The sequence below is a fragment of the Defluviimonas salinarum genome (assembly GCF_026013545.1).
GTDB classification, from domain to species: Bacteria; Pseudomonadota; Alphaproteobacteria; order Rhodobacterales; family Rhodobacteraceae; genus Albidovulum; species Albidovulum salinarum.
Genome location: NZ_JAPDOG010000001.1, coordinates 136,831 through 154,894, shown reverse-complemented (window position 1 = coordinate 154,894; position 18,064 = coordinate 136,831). Strand labels below are relative to the sequence as shown.

The 18,064-nt window shown below is 66.3% G+C and carries 15 protein-coding genes; 5 read left to right on the top strand and 10 right to left on the bottom strand.

The window, feature by feature from the left end; translation table 11 throughout:
* Nucleotides 1–2 precede the first annotated feature (2 nt).
* From OM960_RS00770 to OM960_RS00755, 4 genes are read left to right on the top strand one after another with little or no spacing between them, the layout of a single operon-like run.
* Complete coding sequence (locus OM960_RS00770) at nt 3–1,958, top strand: chemotaxis protein CheA (protein WP_264770753.1); 1,956 nt, start codon at nt 3–5, stop codon at nt 1,956–1,958.
* Complete coding sequence (locus OM960_RS00765; RefSeq protein WP_263332220.1) at nt 1,955–2,410, top strand: chemotaxis protein CheW; 456 nt, start codon at nt 1,955–1,957, stop codon at nt 2,408–2,410. Before OM960_RS00770 ends, OM960_RS00765 begins: the two co-directional genes overlap by 4 nt.
* Entirely contained in the window at nt 2,407–3,267 is an 861-nt protein-coding gene (locus OM960_RS00760) for a CheR family methyltransferase (RefSeq protein WP_264770752.1), read from the top strand. Before OM960_RS00765 ends, OM960_RS00760 begins: the two co-directional genes overlap by 4 nt.
* Nucleotides 3,264–3,647: a DUF8776 family protein gene (locus OM960_RS00755; protein WP_264770751.1), complete on the top strand. Its 384-nt coding sequence runs from the start codon at nt 3,264–3,266 to the stop codon at nt 3,645–3,647. The genes OM960_RS00760 and OM960_RS00755 overlap by 4 nt, the downstream gene beginning before the upstream one ends.
* Nucleotides 3,648–3,755: 108 nt before the next feature.
* On the opposite strand, the gene cheB is transcribed toward OM960_RS00755, so the two are convergent.
* The 9 genes from cheB to OM960_RS00710 all read right to left on the bottom strand — a co-directional run bounded on the left by cheB (nt 3,756) and on the right by OM960_RS00710 (nt 15,534).
* The gene (gene cheB, locus OM960_RS00750; protein WP_263332215.1) at nt 3,756–4,790 is read right to left on the bottom strand and encodes a chemotaxis-specific protein-glutamate methyltransferase CheB; all 1,035 of its coding nucleotides are present in this window, start codon (nt 4,788–4,790) and stop codon (nt 3,756–3,758) included.
* Nucleotides 4,791–4,865: 75 nt separating this feature from the next.
* On the bottom strand, nt 4,866–8,000 hold the full coding sequence (locus tag OM960_RS00745) for a methyl-accepting chemotaxis protein (RefSeq protein WP_264770750.1): 3,135 nt from the start codon (nt 7,998–8,000) through the stop codon (nt 4,866–4,868).
* Nucleotides 8,001–8,079: 79 nt separating this feature from the next.
* Complete coding sequence (pgi, locus tag OM960_RS00740; protein ID WP_264770749.1) at nt 8,080–9,678, bottom strand: glucose-6-phosphate isomerase; 1,599 nt, start codon at nt 9,676–9,678, stop codon at nt 8,080–8,082.
* Between the two features lie 15 nt (nt 9,679–9,693).
* Nucleotides 9,694–10,365: a 6-phosphogluconolactonase gene (pgl, locus tag OM960_RS00735; RefSeq protein WP_263332206.1), complete on the bottom strand. Its 672-nt coding sequence runs from the start codon at nt 10,363–10,365 to the stop codon at nt 9,694–9,696.
* Nucleotides 10,362–11,825, bottom strand: coding sequence for a glucose-6-phosphate dehydrogenase (zwf, locus tag OM960_RS00730; RefSeq protein WP_264770748.1), 1,464 nt, complete (start codon nt 11,823–11,825; stop codon nt 10,362–10,364). Before zwf ends, pgl begins: the two co-directional genes overlap by 4 nt.
* A gap of 158 nt (nt 11,826–11,983) precedes the next feature.
* Nucleotides 11,984–12,979 (bottom strand): acryloyl-CoA reductase, encoded by a 996-nt coding sequence (gene acuI / locus OM960_RS00725; RefSeq protein ID WP_263332202.1) that lies wholly within the window; start codon nt 12,977–12,979, stop codon nt 11,984–11,986.
* 10 nt (nt 12,980–12,989) lie between these two features.
* Complete coding sequence (locus OM960_RS00720) at nt 12,990–14,075, bottom strand: dimethylsulfoniopropionate demethylase (RefSeq protein WP_264770747.1); 1,086 nt, start codon at nt 14,073–14,075, stop codon at nt 12,990–12,992.
* A 20-nt stretch (nt 14,076–14,095) separates the two neighbouring features.
* On the bottom strand, nt 14,096–14,716 hold the full coding sequence (locus OM960_RS00715) for a DUF1326 domain-containing protein (RefSeq protein ID WP_263332199.1): 621 nt from the start codon (nt 14,714–14,716) through the stop codon (nt 14,096–14,098).
* Between the two features lie 11 nt (nt 14,717–14,727).
* Entirely contained in the window at nt 14,728–15,534 is an 807-nt protein-coding gene (locus OM960_RS00710) for a DUF2182 domain-containing protein (protein ID WP_263332197.1), read from the bottom strand.
* A 112-nt stretch (nt 15,535–15,646) separates the two neighbouring features.
* On the opposite strand from OM960_RS00710, the gene OM960_RS00705 reads away from it, so the two are divergent.
* The gene (locus OM960_RS00705; protein ID WP_263332195.1) at nt 15,647–16,396 is read left to right on the top strand and encodes a FadR/GntR family transcriptional regulator; all 750 of its coding nucleotides are present in this window, start codon (nt 15,647–15,649) and stop codon (nt 16,394–16,396) included.
* A gap of 28 nt (nt 16,397–16,424) precedes the next feature.
* Here the strand turns inward: OM960_RS00705 and OM960_RS00700 are convergent, their stop codons facing one another.
* Complete coding sequence (locus OM960_RS00700) at nt 16,425–18,062, bottom strand: ABC transporter ATP-binding protein (protein WP_264770746.1); 1,638 nt, start codon at nt 18,060–18,062, stop codon at nt 16,425–16,427.
* Between the last annotated feature and the right edge of the window lie 2 nt (nt 18,063–18,064).

The window sequence follows — 18,064 nt, the reverse complement described above, 5'->3', positions numbered from 1 at the left end:
CCATGTCGACACCGGGCGACTCGATGGATCGACTCCGCGCCGGATTCCACGTCGAATGCGAAGAGCAGATCGAACGGCTGCGCGATGCGCTCGGCATGGTCGAGGCCGCCTGCGACCGCGGCTGCACGCCGGATCCCGAGACCGTCAACGTGGCATTTCGAGCGGTGCACACGATCAAGGGCGGTGCGAGCGCCTTCGCGCTGAGGCCGCTCGTCAGCTTCGCTCACCGGATGGAAAGCACGCTCGAGGGGGTGCGATCGGGGGCGATTCCCGTCGACGGCGCGACGACGGCCGCGCTGATCCGGGCCACCGACCAACTTGCCGATCTGGTTTCCGCCGGCGCCACCGGCGATGACATGACGACAGAGGAACGGACGTTCGCTGATCCGGCCGACACGCCTGGCGATGCCGATCGCAACTGGCGGGTTCGTTTCCGACCGCGCGCAACGCTTTTTGCTACGGGAAACGAGCCGCTTTACCTGTTGCAGGCACTATCTGCCCTCGGGGCAAGCGAGGTGATCTGTGACATGTCTGCGCTTCCTCCGCTCTCCCAACTCGATCCGGAGACGGCATATGTCGGATGGTCACTGGCGCTTCCGGGAGATCGCGACCGTTCGGAAATCGTGGAGATCTTCGACTTCGTCGAGGATGTGTGCGACGTCGTGATCGATCGAAGCACTTCCGAACGCGAAGCGACGCCGCCGGTCGCAGTCCCGTCCGAGGATACACAGCCCGGAACCGAACCAGCCCGCTCCATCCGGGTCGATCTGAATCGCGTTGACCGCGTAATGAATCTCGTCGGCGAGTTGGCGATCGCGCAGTCGATCCTGTCGCAAGCGATCCGCGATGCCGGACTTGCCACCGATTCCGGCATTTCCCCTAGGCTCGAAGCCCTCTCGGCGTTGACGCGCGATATCCATGACACGGTCATGATGATCCGCGCACAACCCGTGAAGCCCCTCTTTCAGCGCATGGGACGGATCCTGCGTGAGACGGCGGACGCGCTCGGCAAACCGGCACGTCTGCGAACCGAGGGCGACCTGACCGAGGTCGACCGTACCGTCATCGAGCAACTCGCCGATCCACTCATGCACATGATCCGCAATGCCGTGGATCACGGGCTCGAGCCGGTCGACCTACGGCGCCGAGCCGGAAAATCCGATGAAGGCACAATTACGCTCACCGCGGCGCATCGGGCCGGCCGGTTCGTCGTCGATCTCGCCGATGACGGGCCGGGGCTCGACCGTGCTCGGATCCGCGCGGCGGCCGTGGCAAAGGGATTGATCGATGCCGCGACGGTATTGAGCGACGCGGAGGTCGACCAGCTGCTTTTCCGTCCGGGCTTTTCCACCGCCGCATCGGTCAACGACGTGTCCGGTCGCGGGGTGGGGCTGGATGCTGTCAGGACGGCGATTGCTCGTCTGGGCGGGCGGCTGTCGATCCAGTCGGACATCGGCCGCGGAACGCGCTTCACCATGTCCTTGCCGCTCACGCTGGCGGTTCTGAACGGGTTGATCGTGCGCGTTGCGGGGCAGATTCTGGTCATACCGGTGGCCGCGGTCGTCGAATCCGCAGCGGTCCGGGCGCTCGAACGGCGAGACCTCGGTCCCGGGCGCGAACTCTTGCGAATTCGCGACAGTTTCGTCCCCCTTTGCGATGTGGCGGAAACGCTCGGTTACCGCACCTCGGGAGCGCGACCTCAGGATGCGATCGCAATCCTCACCGAAGCCGAGGCCGACATGCGCTCCGCATTGGTCGTCGATGCAATCCTCGATCAGCGGCAGGTCGTAGTCAAACCGGTACACGGCGCCTTCACCAGACCACGCGGGATCGCTGCCGCGACAATCCTCGGAGACGGACAGATCGCACTCATCCTCGATCCGGGCGATCTCGTCCGGCCGACGGGACGGCAGGCCGCCCCGGCTGTCTCCGGTCTCACCGGAGAAACAATCAGATGACGGACGCGGCTCCCGAAGAGGTGAAACTCCTGACGTTCTGCGTCGGGGCGGAGAGCTTCTGCCTCGACATCATGGCCGTCCGGGAGCTTCGGACGTGGAGCCCGCCGACGCCATTGCCCCATGCGCCGTCCTATCTGTCGGGCGTGATCAATCTGAGGGGTACGATCCTTCCGGTCCTCGACCTCGCCGCTCGCCTCGGACTGCCCTCCGTGGAGGCTACCGAACGCCACGTAATCATCGTCGTCGAAACCGCGAGCCAATCCGCGGGCCTTGTTGTCGAGGCGGTCCACGCGATCCGCCCGGTTGCACGCGATCTGTTTGAGCCCATGCCGCCGGCCGCACGCAACGGAAGCGAGGACTGCCTCGCCTCACTCGCACTCGTCGGTGGCCAGATGGTCCGAGTGATCGACGTATCGGCGATTTTGACCGACCGCCGGGCTTTCTCGGCATGAAAGGGTACACGGAACCGCTGACAGACACATCGGCGGCCGCCGACGCGATTGCCCTACATGCAGAGCAGTTGACGGGGATCGTCCTGTCGAAAGGCGGCGCCGCGATGATCGGCGCGCGCATCGGACGCAGATTGACCGCACTTGGTCTTGCGGATCTCGACGCCTATCTTGCACTTCTGCGCTCGCCGGCCTGGTGTGATGAACGTCATCACTTCATCTCTGCCGTTACTACCAACGAGTCGAGCTTCTTTCGCGAGCCGCATCATTTCGACCATCTCCGCAACAAGGTATTGCCGCCGCTGATCGCGCGTGCGCGCTGCGGAGGCCGAGTACGTCTCTGGTCCGCCGGATGCGCCGGCGGACAGGAGGCTCTTTCGCTCGCGATGGTGGTTCTTGACATGTTGCCGGATGCCGAAAGACACGATCTCAGTATTCTGGCGACCGACATTGACCGCGCGGTGCTCAAGCGCGCCCGCTGCGCCGATTTCTCCACCGCCTCGCTCGCATCTGTACCCGCCGAGATGCGATCCCGGTTCTTCTCGTCGGAAGGTAACATGTGCCGCCCTACCCCCGCGCTGCGCAAGCTAGTTCGTTTTCGTGAACTGAACCTGCAGGGGCATTGGCCGATGCACCGACCTTTCGACATCATCGTCTGCCGAAATGTCGCGATCTACTTTGCGCCAGAAACGCAGCGCCGGCTGTGGCGGCGGTTCGCAGACGCACTGACACCGGGCGGCAGACTTTACGTTGGCCATTCCGAACAGATCTCGACGGACAGCGGCTTGCCGTTACGCTGGGACGATGTGTCTTGCTACCAGCGACTTGCCGACGAGCCGGAAGACGGAGCCCGGCCGTGACCGTGACATCAGAGTTCCCTGGTGACACACCCGAAATGGTCCTGGCGGCGCTCCTGCAGGAGGTGGCCACCGAACTCGCAAGTTCAGCGGCGTTGGCCGGATCCGTCCAGGTGGCGCTCTCCCGCTGCCGCTTCTCAGTTCCGCCCGACCCGGAAACGCTCACGAAGCTGCAGGGCTTGGACCGGATCAGCCAGTCCCTGGACTCTGTCAGCCGCTTGATGGCATCTCTCTCCGCCTGCTTGCCACAAGACGTCATGGTCGCGACTTCAGCGTTGAACGCGGATCAGCGGCACAATAACTTGCCTCAACGGATCACGAGATCCGGCCGGACAGAAAGCGGGGAATCCCTTTCGCGCCCGGGTGACGTGGCCTGGTTGTGACCGCGGGGCTGCGACGCGATACAGTTCGTTCGGATTCGTGACCCCGCGCTGGACTCGTCCCGCTACAACATCAGATCCCGACTTCCCGTCTCCTGCGCACGTACCAAACTACGGTATATCCGGCGGACCCAAGACGGATCCGGTAAGTTCGAGAATGGCCTGCGACATTCGGTTGATCGGAACCGCAATCTCCGCGGCGCCGGTGGACAATACTGCGCCGGGCATACCGAATATCACGGAACTGGCTGCATCCTGGGCGAGGCATCGTGCACCGGACCGGCGCAGTTCGGCCATCGCAAACGCGCCATCGCGCCCCATCCCGGTCAGCATCACCGCCACGACATCTTTGGCCGTGTGGAGAGCTGAGGCGAACATCGCCTCCACCGAAGGGCAATGGCCGTACGCCGCCTCGCCTTCGCGCAACCTGCAACGCGGGGGCTTTCCGGGTCCGATGACGAGGTTCCAACCTCCCCCGGGTGCCAGATAGACATTGCCAGGTAGAATTGGTTCGCCGTCGCGAGCAATCCGCATTCGCGGAGCGATCCGGGCGTCCAGGCGCGCTGCAAACCGCTCGAGCATTGTTCTTGGCATATGTTGAGTGACGACGATCGGAGGACCGTCCGCCGGAATACCCGAGAGCAAGATCTCCAGTGCCTCGACGCCACCTGTCGATGCTCCGATCAGGACAAGACGCCCGTTCCATCGAAATCCCGTCGCAGGGAGCGAAGAAATACTCCGTCGGCTGGGACTGCGCACCCGCGCTCGTGACGCAGCTACAAGGCGGTCTCCAAGTCCCTCGAAGGGGCGTCGACAGCCTTCACCGGGTTTGCCAATGCAGTCGACAGCACCGCGCGCGAACGCCTCTACCGCCACTGCACTTCCTCGTGGAGAATCGCTGGATATCATTACAACTGGTAGCGGACGAATCCGCATGAGAAGATCTAGAAAGCTCAACCCGTCCATCCGAGGCATCTCGATGTCGAGGGTCAGTACGTCCGGAGAATGCGTCCTGATCTTGTCACGAGCCTCGATCGGATCTGCCGCTTCGCCGACCAACCGGATTCGCGGATCCGGCGCGACGGCCTCGCGTATGAATGCGCGCATAGTGGCGGAATCATCAATAATCAGAAGTCTAGCCACCATGATCGAGCTGCCGCGCTTTAGCGGATCGGGGCAAGAGGACCACGAGAACTGAAGCGCCGTCCCCTCCGGTTTTACTTAGAACTCGCTCCAATCCTCAGCCTCCGATCCAGGAGCCGCCACCGCGGCAATAAGGCTCGAATGGCCAGATGCCAGAAAGGATCCACGGCTGGCCGAGCGGCGCGGTCGCGCTGTGGCCGGGGTCTCAATGGTGCGGCGAGACCACAAACCTTCAGTCTCGCGGCTCTCATTCGTGCCGCCAATCCTGAACCGCGCCGTCGTGGCGTTGAGCAGTTCGGCTCCTCGTGTCAGGGATTGGCTCGCGGCCGCGGCCTGGCCGAACAGGGCGGCGTTCTGTTGCGTCACCTGATCGATCTGGTTGACCGCCACGTTTATTTCCGCAAGCCCAGCCGACTGCTCCTGGGATGAAACCGCGATCTCCGACACCCGTGCGGAGATGCTGGAGACCGAGGCCACGATATCCTTGAGTGCGCGCCCGGTCTCGGCTACGAGGCCGACACCGCGCTTGACCTGGGCCGAAGAAGCCGAGATCAACTTGTCGATTTCCCGCGCCGCTTCTGACGAGCGCTGCGCGAGCGCACGGACCTCGGCAGCCACGACAGCGAAGCCACGTCCAGCTTCGCCCGCCCGGGCCGCTTCCACACCGGCGTTCAGCGCAAGCAAGTTGGTCTGGAAGGCGATGTCATCGATCACTGTTATGATCTTCGCGATCCGTTCCGACGAGCACTCGATCTCGCCCATCGCCCGAACGGCCTCCTCCACGACGGTTCCGGACGCTTCCGCCGAAGCGCGCGCAGTTCCTACGAAGCTGCTCGCTTCCGCGGCGCCGACTGCCGCCGACTTGACCGACATCGTAAGCTCGTCGAGGGCCGCCGCCGTCTGCTCCAACGTTGCGGCCTGCTTTTCGGTTCGGCCATTGAGATCATCGGCCGACCGCGCGATTTCAAGCGCATCGACCTCGATCGTGGACGCGTTCTCGATCACCGCGCCCATCGCATCGGCTAGCCGGGCCGCGGCCTGGTTGAAGTCCATTCGTAATGTCTCGTAATCCGTGGCGAATTCGCCCTCGATCCGCGCGGTCAGGTCGCCATCGGACAGATGGCTTAGACCGACCCGAAGCGCCTCCACCACCTGGCTCTGCGCGGCTTCCATGGCGCGCCGGTGGATCTCGGCCGTGCGCAGCGCTAGTTGCGCCTCCGTCACGTCAGATCCCATGAGGAAGACTTTCAGCAATCGGCCGTCCCGATCGTGGACCGGTGAGAGACCGCCGTCGATGATGCTTTCGCGCCCCTCGTCGGGTCCGGTCCGGAATCGGCCGACCACCGAGTCGCCCGCCATGAGACGTTCCCAGATGGCATCCAGATCGCCCTTCGCCTCTGGATCGCCCCGCAGGAGCTCGGCATGGTTCTTTCCGAGGTACTTGCCCTCGGGCGCGCCGAGCAGGGCGATCATTTTCTCGTTCACCTTGATGAGCCGTCCATCGGCATCGAACTCGGCCGTCGCAAGGTACCTGTCGATGGCCGCCAGGACCGCCAGGTTCATTCGCTCGACCGTTACGTCCCGCAATTCGATTACGGACCCGATCCGGCCCTGACCCTCCATTGCGACCTCGTTGATATCGAGCGCAAAACGGGCACTGCCGAGTTGCGCCTCCGAGCAGAAAGGCAGTGTCGCTTCGTCCTCCAGACGCAGTCGTGCGGCCTCAGGCAGGATACCGAGCATCTCGACGTCATGACCGACCACGGCATCTGGGTGAAATCCGGGCCTCGCCTTTCGGACCTCACCGACATGGCGGTCGAGCAGGGCCGTCGCGGATGGATTGACGTAGCTCACGCGCAGATCGCGATCCACGATCATCAGGGCCGCCGAAGAGCTCTCGAAGGCGGCGCTCTTGAATGCGGCGTCGCGAGCGATGGCCGCGGTCGCGGCCAACCCGTTACGCACGGTCTCCAGCGCCCGCGCGATCGTTCCAATCTCGTCGCGCCGGGCAGTGTCACGGATCGGTACCGAGTAGTCACCGGCGGCGATCACGCTCATCGCCGCCGCGGTGCGTTCGAGCGGCCGAGCGAGACTGCGCGCCAGGAGGAACACGACCAGGCCAAGCGCGACCATCGAGGCGACGCCGCCCAGCACCATGCGTTCGGTCAGGAGCGTGACCGGCGTCAGAAGCGACGCCATCGGCTCTTCGTAGATCAGTGCCAGATCCAGCCCCGGAAGCGTGATCCTGCCGGACATCAGCACCGACGGCACGCCGAACAATCCATTTTCGCGGGCAAAGACATGGTTCTCTCGAAACGCCGACTTGAGCACCTCGGCGGCGCTTTTCTGAGAGAGCGCAGTCGACTCTCCCCCGACATTTGTGCGCAGCCGGTAGTCCCTGCCGACAAGATAGGTCAGCGAACCCGTATTCGCTCCGAGATCCGCTCCGAGCAACGCGGTCAGCTGTTCGGCCGAGATCTGGAACACGAGCGCACCGAGCGCCCGCCCGTCCACCGAGCGGATGGGCGCGGCCGCGAAGCTCGTCGCCCGCCCTGTCGAGGGGCCGTAATGGTCGAAATCGGAAAATAGGACTGTCGCATCGGGTGCCTGCATGGCGCGGCGGGCAGTCTTGGCGAGCAGGCTCGAGCGCAGCGGGCCGGTGAAGATATTTTGGCCGAGATCGTCCTCCTTTGCGACGCTGTAGAGCACATTGCCCCCGTCATCGAGGATCATGATGTCGTGATAGGCCTTCTGCCGAAGGATCGAAACGAACCCCGCGTGGTAGCGGTTATGGGCAATCGAATAGTCCGAAACGCTGGCGGGCTGCTCGAGCCGATACCTCTCGCCGGCCGGATAGGGGTTGCGGGCAATGAACTGCTCATGGAGCACGTCCGGCGCGGCCTGGCCGAGCCGCTCCCATGCCATGGTGAAGTCTCGGACCGCGCGGACCGCCGTCGGGCTTGCGGCCTGAGAGGCCAGATCCGCAGCGACGACGGAAAACCACGAAGCGACCTCGGTCTCCTTCGCGTCGACCACCGTCTCGATCCGGGCGCGCGCTGCATCCATGAGCGCATCCCGTGCGAAGCGGTAGCTCGTGTAGCCCATCGCAAGAAGCGCCGCGAGCGCGAGCGCGCCGAGGATGATCGGCAGCTTCACCGCAAGGCTGAGGTTGTCCAGAAGCCGCATCGCCATCTCCGCCGCAAGCACCCGCATCGGCCGTCGAGGCCATGCGAGGCCGAGAATGGAGCGCGCAGCTTGAAGATTCGCTTAACGATGCTTCGGCGCGCGCGCTTCAGCCGGCGAGGTAATCGACGAGAAGGCGCGTGGATCCGTCCTTGCCCTCCGTCGGCTCGCGACCCGCAAGGATCGGCTCGAGGGCCAGCGCCAGTTCCTTGCCGAGTTCGACCCCCCACTGGTCGAAGGAGTTGATGCCGAGGATCACGCCCTCGACGAAGACCCGGTGCTCGTAGAGGGCGAGGATCTGGCCGAACGTGAACGGGGTCAGCTTCGGGTAGAGCAGCGTCGTCGAGGGCCGATTGCCCGGAAAGACCCGGTGCCGCGCCTGCCGCTCGAGATCGGGGCAGGCAAAGCCAGCAGCAGACATAAGCGCGCGCGCCTCCGCCAGCGTGCGGCCGCGCATGAGCGCCTCGGCCTGCGCGAGGCAGTTCGCGGCGAGCAGGCGATGCTGATGCGCCAGCGTCGGCTCGTGCCCCTCGCGGGCAAGCAGGAACTCGCAGGGGATCACCCGTGTACCCTGGTGGATGAGCTGGTAGAAGGCGTGCTGGCCATTGGTACCGGGCTCGCCCCAGACCACGGGGCCCGAATGGCGCGGCAGCTCGGTGCCGTCCATCGCCACGCGCTTGCCGTTACTCTCCATCTCGAGCTGCTGGAGATAGGCCGGCAGGCGGCTGAGGCGCTGTTCATAGGGCAGCACCGCGCGGGTGGCATGGCCGCAGATCTGGTTGTGCCAGATGCCGACCAGCGCCAGCATCACCGGCATGTTCTCGACCAGCGGCGCCTCGCGGAAGTGCCGGTCCATCGCCGCGCCGCCGGCGAGAAACGCCGTGAAGGCCTCCGGCCCGATCGCCAGCATCAGCGAGAGCCCGACCGGCCCCCAGACCGAATAGCGACCGCCGACCCAGTCGGCGAAGCCGAAGACCCGCTCGGCCGCGATGCCGAAGGCCGCGGTGGGCTCGGCGGCGGTCGAGACCGCGGCGAACTGCGCGCCCGGATCGGCGACCGCCTTCGCCATCCACGCACGGGCGGCCTCCGCATTGGTCATCGTCTCGACCGTCGTGAAGGTCTTCGAGGCGACGATCACCAGCGTCGTCGCCGGATCGAGCGGTGCGAGCACGTCATGGACATGGGCGCCATCGACGTTGGAGACGAAATGCGTGCGCGGCCCGTCGGCATAGGGCGCAAGCGCGAGGCAGGCCATCGCCGGGCCGAGGTCGGAGCCGCCGATGCCGATGTTGACCACATCGGTGATGCGGCCGCCCTGCCCCGCGATGCGGCCCGACCGGACCGCCTCGGCAAAGGCTTCCATCCGCGCATGGGTGGCGCGGACCTCGGGCATCACGTTCTCGCCATCCACATCGATATCCGTGTCGAGATTGCGCAGCGCGGTGTGCAGGACCGCGCGGCCCTCGGTCTCGTTGATCTTCGCGCCCGCGAACATCGCCTCGCGGCGCCCGGCCACGCCCGAAGCCTCGGCGAGCCGGATAAGGAGATCGCGCGCATGCGGGTCGATCGACGTCTTGGAATAGTCGAACAGGAGCCCGCCGGCGCGGATCGAGAACCGCCCGGCCCGGTCGGCGCCCTCGAAGAGCGCAAGGATCGGCCGGTCGGCGTGAAGCGCCTGATGGTGGCGCAGGTCGTCCCAAAGGGTCATGGTGGCTCCGGTTGATCAGGGGGCCCAATGCACGGTGGCATTGGCCAGCACCGAGAGGATCGGCGCCTCGTCCGCGGACAGATCCTGCGCGCGTTCAAGGGCCTTACGCTTCTCCGCGCCGGTAATGACGACATGGCAGCTCATCGCGTCGGCGAGAACGCGGGCCGACAGCGTGACCCGCGTTTCACCTGCGCCGGGCGCGCGGATCGGCACCAGCAGCGGCGCGTCGTCGTCGAGCGCCTCGGCGAGCCCGTCGGCGCCGGGGAAAAGCGAGGCGGTGTGCATGTCCGCGCCCATGCCGAGCAAGAGTACGTTGAGCGGCAGGAGCGGTTCGATCTCAGCCGCAAGCCGGTCAAGCACGGCCTCCGGTTCGGGCGCATCGGCATAGAGCGGCAGGAAGCGGGCATTCGCGGCGCGGCCGGTCAGCAGGCGCTGGCGGATCAGGCGCGCGTTCGAGCGTTCGTGGCTTTCGGGCACCCAGCGTTCGTCCGAGGGCAGGACGGTGACCCGGTCCCAGTCCAGTTTCACCCCCGACAGGACGTCGAAGATCGGGCCCGGCGTGGTGCCGCCGGGAACGCAGAAGCTGACCGCGTCGTTCTGGCGCAGCGCCATCGAAAGCTCGCTTGCCAGAAGGTCGGCCAGGTCGAACATCATCAGTTCGGCGTCGGGGTAGTCTTCGAAGGTCATTCCCGGATCTCCCGCCATCTTCGCCCGTCGCGATGCAGAAGCATCAGCGCGTCCTCGGGCCCCGAGGAGCCCGGATCATATGCTTTCGGTCGGTCGCCGCGCGCCTCCCAGGCGGCGATGATCGGATCGGTCCAGGCCCAGGCCGCCTCGACCTCGTCGCCGCGCATGAACAGCGTCTGGTTGCCCCGGATCACGTCCATGATCAAGCGCTCATACGCGTCCGGGATGTCGGCACCGTCCTCGCCCAGAGCCTCGGCAAAGGACATGTCGAGCGGCACCTCGGTCAGGCGCATCCCGCCCGGCCCCGGTTCCTTGATCATCACCGAAAGCGTCATCCCCTCGTTCGGCTGGAGCCGGATCGCCAGCACGTTCTCGCGCCAACCCTCCTCGTCGCCGAAGATCGAATGCGGCACCTCCTTGAACACGACCGCGATCTCGGAGGCCCGCGCGCGGAGCTTCTTGCCGGTGCGCAGGTAGAACGGCGTGCCCTTCCAGCGCCAGTTGGCAATGTCGACCTTGAGAGCGATGTAGCTCTCGGTGCGGCTGTCGCGATGGTCGACATCCTCGACATAGGAAGAGCCATTGCCGCCCGGCCCGCCCGCCCGGTACTGGCCGCGCACGATGTCCTCGGGCGCGACCGGCTGCAGCGCGTGGATCACCTTGAGCTTCTCGTCCCTGACCGCGTCGGGATCGAAGCGGTAGGGCGCCTCCATCGCGATGAGGCAGAGAAGTTGCATCAGGTGGTTCTGTACCATGTCCCGCATCGCGCCGGACTTGTCGTAATAGGCGCCGCGGCCGCCGACGCCGACCGTTTCGGAGACGGTGATCTGGACGTGATCGACGTGGCGCGCGTTCCACAGGGGCTCGAACAGGATGTTGGCGAATCGCACCGCCATCAGGTTCTGCACCGTCTCCTTGCCGAGATAGTGGTCGATCCGGTAGATCTGGCTCTCCGCGAAATGCGCGGCCAGCGTGGCGTTCAGCGCCTTCGCGGTCTCCAGATCGCGGCCGAAGGGCTTCTCGACGACGATCCGCGCCTCGGGCGAGGCGATGCCGTGGCGGTGGAGCCGTTCGGCGAGGTCGCCGAAGAGCGAGGGCGCGACCGAGAAGTAATAGGCCTGGACCACGTCGGGACGGATCAGGGCTGCCAGCTCCGGCCAGCCGCTGTCACCCTTCGCATCGACTGAGACATAGCGCAGATGGTCAAGGAAGCGCGCGATGCTCTCCGCGTCGCGTTTCTTCGCGTCGATGAACTCCGCGATCGCCTCGGCGACGAAGGCGCGGAATCCTTGGTCGTCCATCTCGGTCCGGGCCGAGCCGATGATGCGCGAGGTCTCGGGGATCTGGCCGGCGACGAAACGCCGGTAGAGTCCGGGCAGGATCTTGCGGCGCGCGAGGTCGCCGGTCGCCCCGAAGACGACGAGGTCGAACGGATCGACCGGAATCACGCGAGAGACCATGGACTCCTCGTTGCTTTACGCGCCCGTTAGCGCTAACGGTGACGCTCTTAGCGATTTCACGGCCGGGAGTCTAGCACCTGCCGCGCGGGCGTGCCATCTCAACGCGAACGGGCGCCGGCGCATTCGCGTCGGCGCCTAAAGCGGTCAATAGTCGGGGGTCAGGCGTTCACGTCGACGACGACGCGGCCCTTGACCTGGCCCTTCAGGATATCGCGGCCGAGCTGCGGCAGGTCCGAGAGCACCGCCGGCTGGATCATCGCCTCGAGCTTGTCCATCGGCAGGTCCTTCGCGATCCGCTCCCAGGCGCGGACCCGGTTGGCATAGGGCTGCATCACCGAGTCGATGCCGAGCAGGTTCACCCCGCGCAGGATGAAGGGGGTGATCAGCGCCCCCTCGATCGCGGCACCGCCGGCAAGGCCCACTGCGGCAACCGAGGTGCCGTATTTCATCTGCTTCAGCACGCGGCCGAGCATTGCCCCCGCCACCGCATCTACGCAGCCGGCCCACTGCTCGCCTTCGAGCGGCTTCTTCGTGACCTCGGTCAGCTCCTCGCGCGCGACGATCTGGGTGGCGCCGAGGCTTTTCAGGTAGTCCGCCGTCTCGGGACGCCCCGTGACGGCGGCGACCTCGTGGCCGAGCTTGGCGAGGATTGCGGTCGCGACCGAGCCGACGCCGCCCGCCGCCCCCGTGACCAGAACCGGCCCATGACCCGGCGCGAGCCCGTGATCCTCGAGCGCCATGACCGAGAGCATCGCGGTCAGGCCCGCCGTGCCGACCGCCATCGCTTGGCGCGTGGTCAACCCCGCGGGCAACGGCACCAGCCAGTCGGCCCGGACGCTCGCCTTCTGGGCATAGCCGCCCCAATGCGCCTCGCCGACGCGCCAGCCGGTCAGCACGACCTTGTCGCCGGCCTTGTAGCGCGGATCGGAAGATTTCTCGACCGTACCGGCGAAGTCTATGCCCGGCACATGCGGGTAGTTGCGCACCAGCCCGCCGCCCGGCCCGATGCAGAGCCCGTCCTTGTAGTTCACCGTCGAATACTCGACCGCGACCAGGACCTCGCTCTCGGGCAGGCGGCTTTCCTCGATCGCCTCGACCGAGGCGGAGGTCTTGCCGCTTTCCGCGTCCTTCGTGACCACCAATGCGTTGATCATCGCTTTCTCCTCAAATCCAGAATTTCGCCTGCACGACGGCATCGCGCATGCCGTCCTGCGTCTCGACCTCGACCTTCGTGCCCGCGTCCCAGTGGCTCTGGTCGATCATCCCGATGGCCACGTTGGTTCCGAAGTCGGGGCTGTACTTGGCGCTCGTCACCTGACCGACTCTCGCACCGCCCGCATAGACAGGCCAGAGCCGATCGCAGCGCGGCAGGTCGCCCTCGATCGCGAGCGGGCGGATCATCCGCTCCACCGGCCGGGCCGTGAGTCCCGCCTTGCCGATATAGTCGGCGGGCGAGTTGACGTATTTGCCAAGGCCCGCCTCGAACGGCGTGTTCGCGCGGGTCATGTCGTTGCCGTAGCTCAGGAGCCCGCCCTCGACCCGCTCGATCAGGTTGGGGCAACCCGCGCGGACATGGAGATCCTCGCCCGCTGCGAAGAGAGCCTCCCAGAGCGGCATGCCGTAATCCCCGTCATCGACATAGATCTCGAACCCGCCCTGCTTCGAGTACCCCGAGCGCGCCACGATCATCTCGCGGCCCTCGAAGGCGAGCCGCTTGTAGCGGAAGAACCGGATCTCGCGCACCGCGTCGCCGAAGACCCGCGCCATCAGGTCGTCGGACTTCGGCCCCTGCACCGCGAGCGGCGAGACGTCCGGCTCCTCGACCACCACATCGAGCCCGAGCGCGTCGGCGACACCCAGCACATACTGCAGGTAATCGCTGTCAGCGATCGAGATCCAGTAATGATCCGCCGCGACCTTCACCGCCACCGGATCGTTGAGCAGGCCGCCGTTGCGGTCCACGACCGGGATATAGTAGCACTGGTCGTCCGCCATCTTCGTCAGGTCGCGCGGGCTGATCAGCGTCATCAGCCGCAGCGCGTCCGGCCCCTTGACGCTGACCTGCCGCTCGCAGGCCACGTCCCAGACCTGAACATGGCGCTTCAGGTGGTGGTAGTCCTCGACGAATCCGCCGAACTGCGCCGGCAGCAGCATGTGGTTGTAGACCGTGTAACTCGTCACACCGGCGGCTTCGACGCCGGGCGTAAACGGGGTACGCCGCACGCGGCGCGAGGAAGTGATGACCGTCATGCCTTTCTCCCTGCCCCGGCTCAGTTCGGCCCGTGCCAGTCGATCTGGCAGATCTCGGCCGAGCGGCCATCGAAATCCCAGACCCGGCCGAAGGCGCGGACCTTGCCCTTCGAGGCCTTGGCCACGGTGATATCCGGGCCCATCCAGTATTCGGTATTGCTGACGACGATATCCTCGCCACCCTTGCCCGCCACCGGCGCCACCTCGCCCTTGATCGCGCGTCCGACGGTCAGGCGCCGGGTCTTGCCCTCGGTCTCGTAACTGACGGGCGCGCGCTCGGCACCGAGGAACTCGCTCACGAGCACCTTGAAAAGCCCGGTCGTGCCGCGTGCCTGGCCGGTGAAGATCTTCAGGAGCCCCTCGTAGGCCTTGTCGGAAGCGCGGTCGTCGACATAGGCGGCGGCCTTCCAGTTGCCGCGGCCCATCTTGCCGGGGATCTCGAGGAGGAGGCCGATGTTCAGCCCCGCGAGGCTTTCGCCATCATACTGCCCCTCGTCGATGCGGATGCCGGCCCAACCCATGCAGTAGCCCTCGGTCGGGGGATGATCGCCGAGCGAGATAACGCAAGGACAGAAGACGGTGCAGTTGCAGTTGAGGATCAGTTCCCCCTTGATGGTCCATTCGGGCAAGGTATCGGCCATGTGTTCCTCCGTCAGGCGATTTGCAGGGCGCGAAGGGCGGCAAGGCCCCCCGCAAGGATCAGTGCCGAACCGGCGGGGCGGGTGAGCCTCCGGCCGATCTCGGGCAGTTTCTCGAGCGTCATGAAGAGCGTCGCCGCCCCCATCCAGACGAGGTTCATCGTGCCGCCGATGAAGCCCAGGGCCATCAGCGCCCAGCAGCAGCCGAGGCACAGCGCGCCGAGGCGCAGCCCCATGCCGAAGGCGGCAGTCGCGCCGGGCCGCCAGTGCTGCAGGAAGAAGGTGAGCGGCATCCGGCATTTCGCGAGGCAGGCCGCCTTGATCGCCGAGAACTGGTATGCGCCCGCGCCGAAGAGCAGCGCCGCCGTCAGCCAGGGCGAGAGGCTCACGCCGGCGGGCGTCAGCATGCCGCCCCGCGCCAGCGCCCATTGCGCGGCGGCGCCGAAGACCGAGGCCGCGAGCCAGACCGCGACATAGCCCGCGACGAGGGCGACGGCCCCTGGCCCGGTCGTGGCCCCGGTCGCCGAAAGATCAGTGAAGGTCCGGAGCGCCGGCACGAAGGTCGGCAGCATCATCGCCGAGGCCATCAGCGCCCACATCGCCCAGAGCGCGACGGGCTCCGCCTCGCCGGCCGAGGCGCAGAGCGCCGCCCAGAACTCCGCCGGGACCGAGCCCGCTTCCGCTCCCGGCAGGCCGCGCGCCATCAGCGCGACGCCGGCCCAAGCAGCGAGGATCACGCCGTATAAGCCCAGCCAGCCCATCGCACGCGCAGAGAGCCGCACGGCTGCGCGCCTTCCGCCATGCTGGATCGGTGCGGACATGGATGCCCCCGGGACAGAAAAGAATGGACGGATGCCCCCGTCGCGCCTAGGGTCTGCCTATCCGCGGCAAATGTCAAACAATTAATGTCTGACAATTGAGAATGGAAAGCGAATGGAGAAACTGACGCTCGGCACCGAGGGCGAACTGCCGGTCCGGATCGCCCAAGCGATCCGAGATGCGATCGTCGCGGGACAACTGATCGTGGACCAGCGCCTTCCTTCCGAACAGGAACTGGCCGAGCAGTTCGGCGTCTCCCGCCCCACCGTGCGCGAGGCGCTGAAGCGGCTCGCGGCGCAAAGCCTGATCCGCACCCAGAGGGGCGCCACAGGCGGCGCCTTCGTCAACCGGATCTCCTACGAGGAGGCGGCAAGCCAGCAGATCACCACCTCGACGCTGCTTCTCAGCATGAACGCGGTGGATTTCGATACCGCCCGCGAGGCGCGCTACGCGCTCGAGCGCGCCTGCGTCCCCTTCGCCGCCGAACGGCGGAAGGCCGACCACCTCGCGGCGATGCGGGCCGAGATCTTCCGGCAGGGCCAGCCGGGGCTGTCGGACGAGGGCTTCTGCGCCTCGGACGTCGCCTTCCACCGCGCTTTGGTCGACGCAGCCGGCAATCCGGTCCTCTCCTACCAGCTCGCCGGCGCGGTCGAGGCGATGCAGCCCCTGATGAACATGATCACCTTCTCCGCGCGGTCACGCGAACGTATCGTTGCCCTGCACACGGCGATCGCCGACGCCATCGAGGCGCGGGATGCCGGAACCGCCGAGACCGCGCTCGCGAGCCTCTCCGCCTATACCGCTGAACTTGCCGCGAATATCCGCGCGAAACGCCAGACGATGCGCGATGCGGCAAAAGGCTGAGACGGGTTCAAACCCGCCTCGCTTTTGATCAGGACGCTTTTTCCGCCCGCTCCTTCAGCAGCTTCGTCAGCCAGTCGGGGTCCATCTCGGGCACCGAGGACAGCAGAAGCTCGGTATAGGGATCGTGCGGCGGCTGGAACATCTCGTCCTTCGGCCCCTGTTCCACCACCCGCCCGTTCTGCATCACCACCACCTCGTCGGCGATGGCGCGCACCGTGGCGAGGTCGTGGGTGATGAACATGTAGGCGAGGTCGAACTCGGTCTGGAGCCGGTCGAGGAGCTTCAGGATGCCTTCGGCCACGAGCTGGTCGAGGGCCGAGGTCACCTCGTCGCAGATGATGAACTTCGGCTCCGCGGCGAGCGCGCGGGCGATGCCCACACGCTGCTTCTGGCCGCCCGACAGCTCCGAGGGCAGCCGGTCGATGAACTTGTCCGGGTCGAGCTCGATGAGATTCAGAAGATCGCGGATCCGGTCGGTCAGCGCCTTGCCCTGCAGCCCGAGATACATCTGCGCCGGCCGGCCGATCAGCTCACGCAGGCGCAGCTTCGGGTTCAGCGCGGTATCGGCCATCTGGTAGATCATCTGCGCCTGCCGGAGCTGGTCGCGGCTTCGCTGCCGGTAGTCGGGTGGCAAGGGCTTGCCGTCGAAGAGCACCTGCCCCTGCCGCGGCGGCAGGAGCCCGGTGATCACCCGCGCCGCCGTCGACTTACCCGAACCGCTCTCGCCCACCACCGCGACGGTGCGGCGCTTGTGGATGTCGAAGTTGATATTCTTGAGGATGTCGATCGGGCCGTAACCGGCCGTAACCGCCTTGACCGAGACCACCGGCACCGTGCCCTTTTCCACGGGAGGCTGGGTCGCGCGGGCATGGCTGCGCACCGCCCAGAGCGTCTTGGTGTAGTCCTGCTTCGGGCTTGCCAGCATGGTGCGGGTGTCGGCCTCCTCGACCTCGTCACCGCGCAGCAGCACCTTGATCTTGTCGGCCATCTGCGCCACGACCGCGAGGTCGTGGGTGATGTAGATCGCCGCCGTGTCGAACTGGGCGACGATGTCGCGGATCGCCGCCAGGACCTCGATCTGGGTCGTCACGTCGAGGGCGGTCGTCGGCTCGTCGAAGATGATCAGATCCGGCCGGCAGGCCATCGCCATGGCCGTCATCGCCCGCTGCAGCTGGCCGCCCGAGACCTGGTGCGGATAGCGGAACCCGATCTCGTCCGGATTGGGCAGCTGCATCCGGCGGTAAAGCTCCACCGCGTCGCTCTCGGCCTCGGCGCGGCCCATCACGCCATGCTGGACCGGCGCCTCGCTGTACTGGTCGATGAGCTTGTGGGCAGGGTTGAAGCTCGCCGCCGCCGACTGCGCGACATAGGCGATGCGCTTGCCCCTGAGCCCCCGCCTCGTCGCCTCCGACGCCTTCATCAGGTCGATCCCGTCGAAGTCGATCGTGCCGCCGGAGATCCGGCAGCCGTCGCGGGTGAAGCCCATCGCGGCGAGGCCCAGCGTCGACTTGCCCGCGCCGCTCTCGCCGATCAGCCCCAGCACCTCGCCCTTGTTGAGTGTCAGGTCCACGCCCTTGATGATCGGCGACCAGGTCTCGTCCGAGCGACCCTCGATCTCGATATTGCGCATCGTCAGGAGGACGGGCTTGTTGGTCGTGTCTTTCATCG

Excerpts from the sequence above, each read along its gene's own strand:
- OM960_RS00770 (WP_264770753.1), top strand. The coding sequence starts at position 3 with ATGTCGACACCGGGCGACTCGATGGATCGACTCCGCGCCGGATTCCAC.
- OM960_RS00765 (WP_263332220.1), top strand. The coding sequence starts at position 1,955 with ATGACGGACGCGGCTCCCGAAGAGGTGAAACTCCTGACGTTCTGCGTC.
- OM960_RS00760 (WP_264770752.1), top strand. The coding sequence starts at position 2,407 with ATGAAAGGGTACACGGAACCGCTGACAGACACATCGGCGGCCGCCGAC.
- cheB (WP_263332215.1), bottom strand. The coding sequence starts at position 4,790 with ATGGTGGCTAGACTTCTGATTATTGATGATTCCGCCACTATGCGCGCA.
- OM960_RS00745 (WP_264770750.1), bottom strand. The coding sequence starts at position 8,000 with ATGCGGGTGCTTGCGGCGGAGATGGCGATGCGGCTTCTGGACAACCTC.
- pgi (WP_264770749.1), bottom strand. The coding sequence starts at position 9,678 with ATGACCCTTTGGGACGACCTGCGCCACCATCAGGCGCTTCACGCCGAC.
- pgl (WP_263332206.1), bottom strand. The coding sequence starts at position 10,365 with ATGACCTTCGAAGACTACCCCGACGCCGAACTGATGATGTTCGACCTG.
- zwf (WP_264770748.1), bottom strand. The coding sequence starts at position 11,825 with ATGGTCTCTCGCGTGATTCCGGTCGATCCGTTCGACCTCGTCGTCTTC.
- acuI (WP_263332202.1), bottom strand. The coding sequence starts at position 12,979 with ATGATCAACGCATTGGTGGTCACGAAGGACGCGGAAAGCGGCAAGACC.
- OM960_RS00720 (WP_264770747.1), bottom strand. The coding sequence starts at position 14,075 with ATGACGGTCATCACTTCCTCGCGCCGCGTGCGGCGTACCCCGTTTACG.
- OM960_RS00715 (WP_263332199.1), bottom strand. The coding sequence starts at position 14,716 with ATGGCCGATACCTTGCCCGAATGGACCATCAAGGGGGAACTGATCCTC.
- OM960_RS00710 (WP_263332197.1), bottom strand. The coding sequence starts at position 15,534 with ATGTCCGCACCGATCCAGCATGGCGGAAGGCGCGCAGCCGTGCGGCTC.
- OM960_RS00705 (WP_263332195.1), top strand. The coding sequence starts at position 15,647 with ATGGAGAAACTGACGCTCGGCACCGAGGGCGAACTGCCGGTCCGGATC.
- OM960_RS00700 (WP_264770746.1), bottom strand. The coding sequence starts at position 18,062 with ATGAAAGACACGACCAACAAGCCCGTCCTCCTGACGATGCGCAATATC.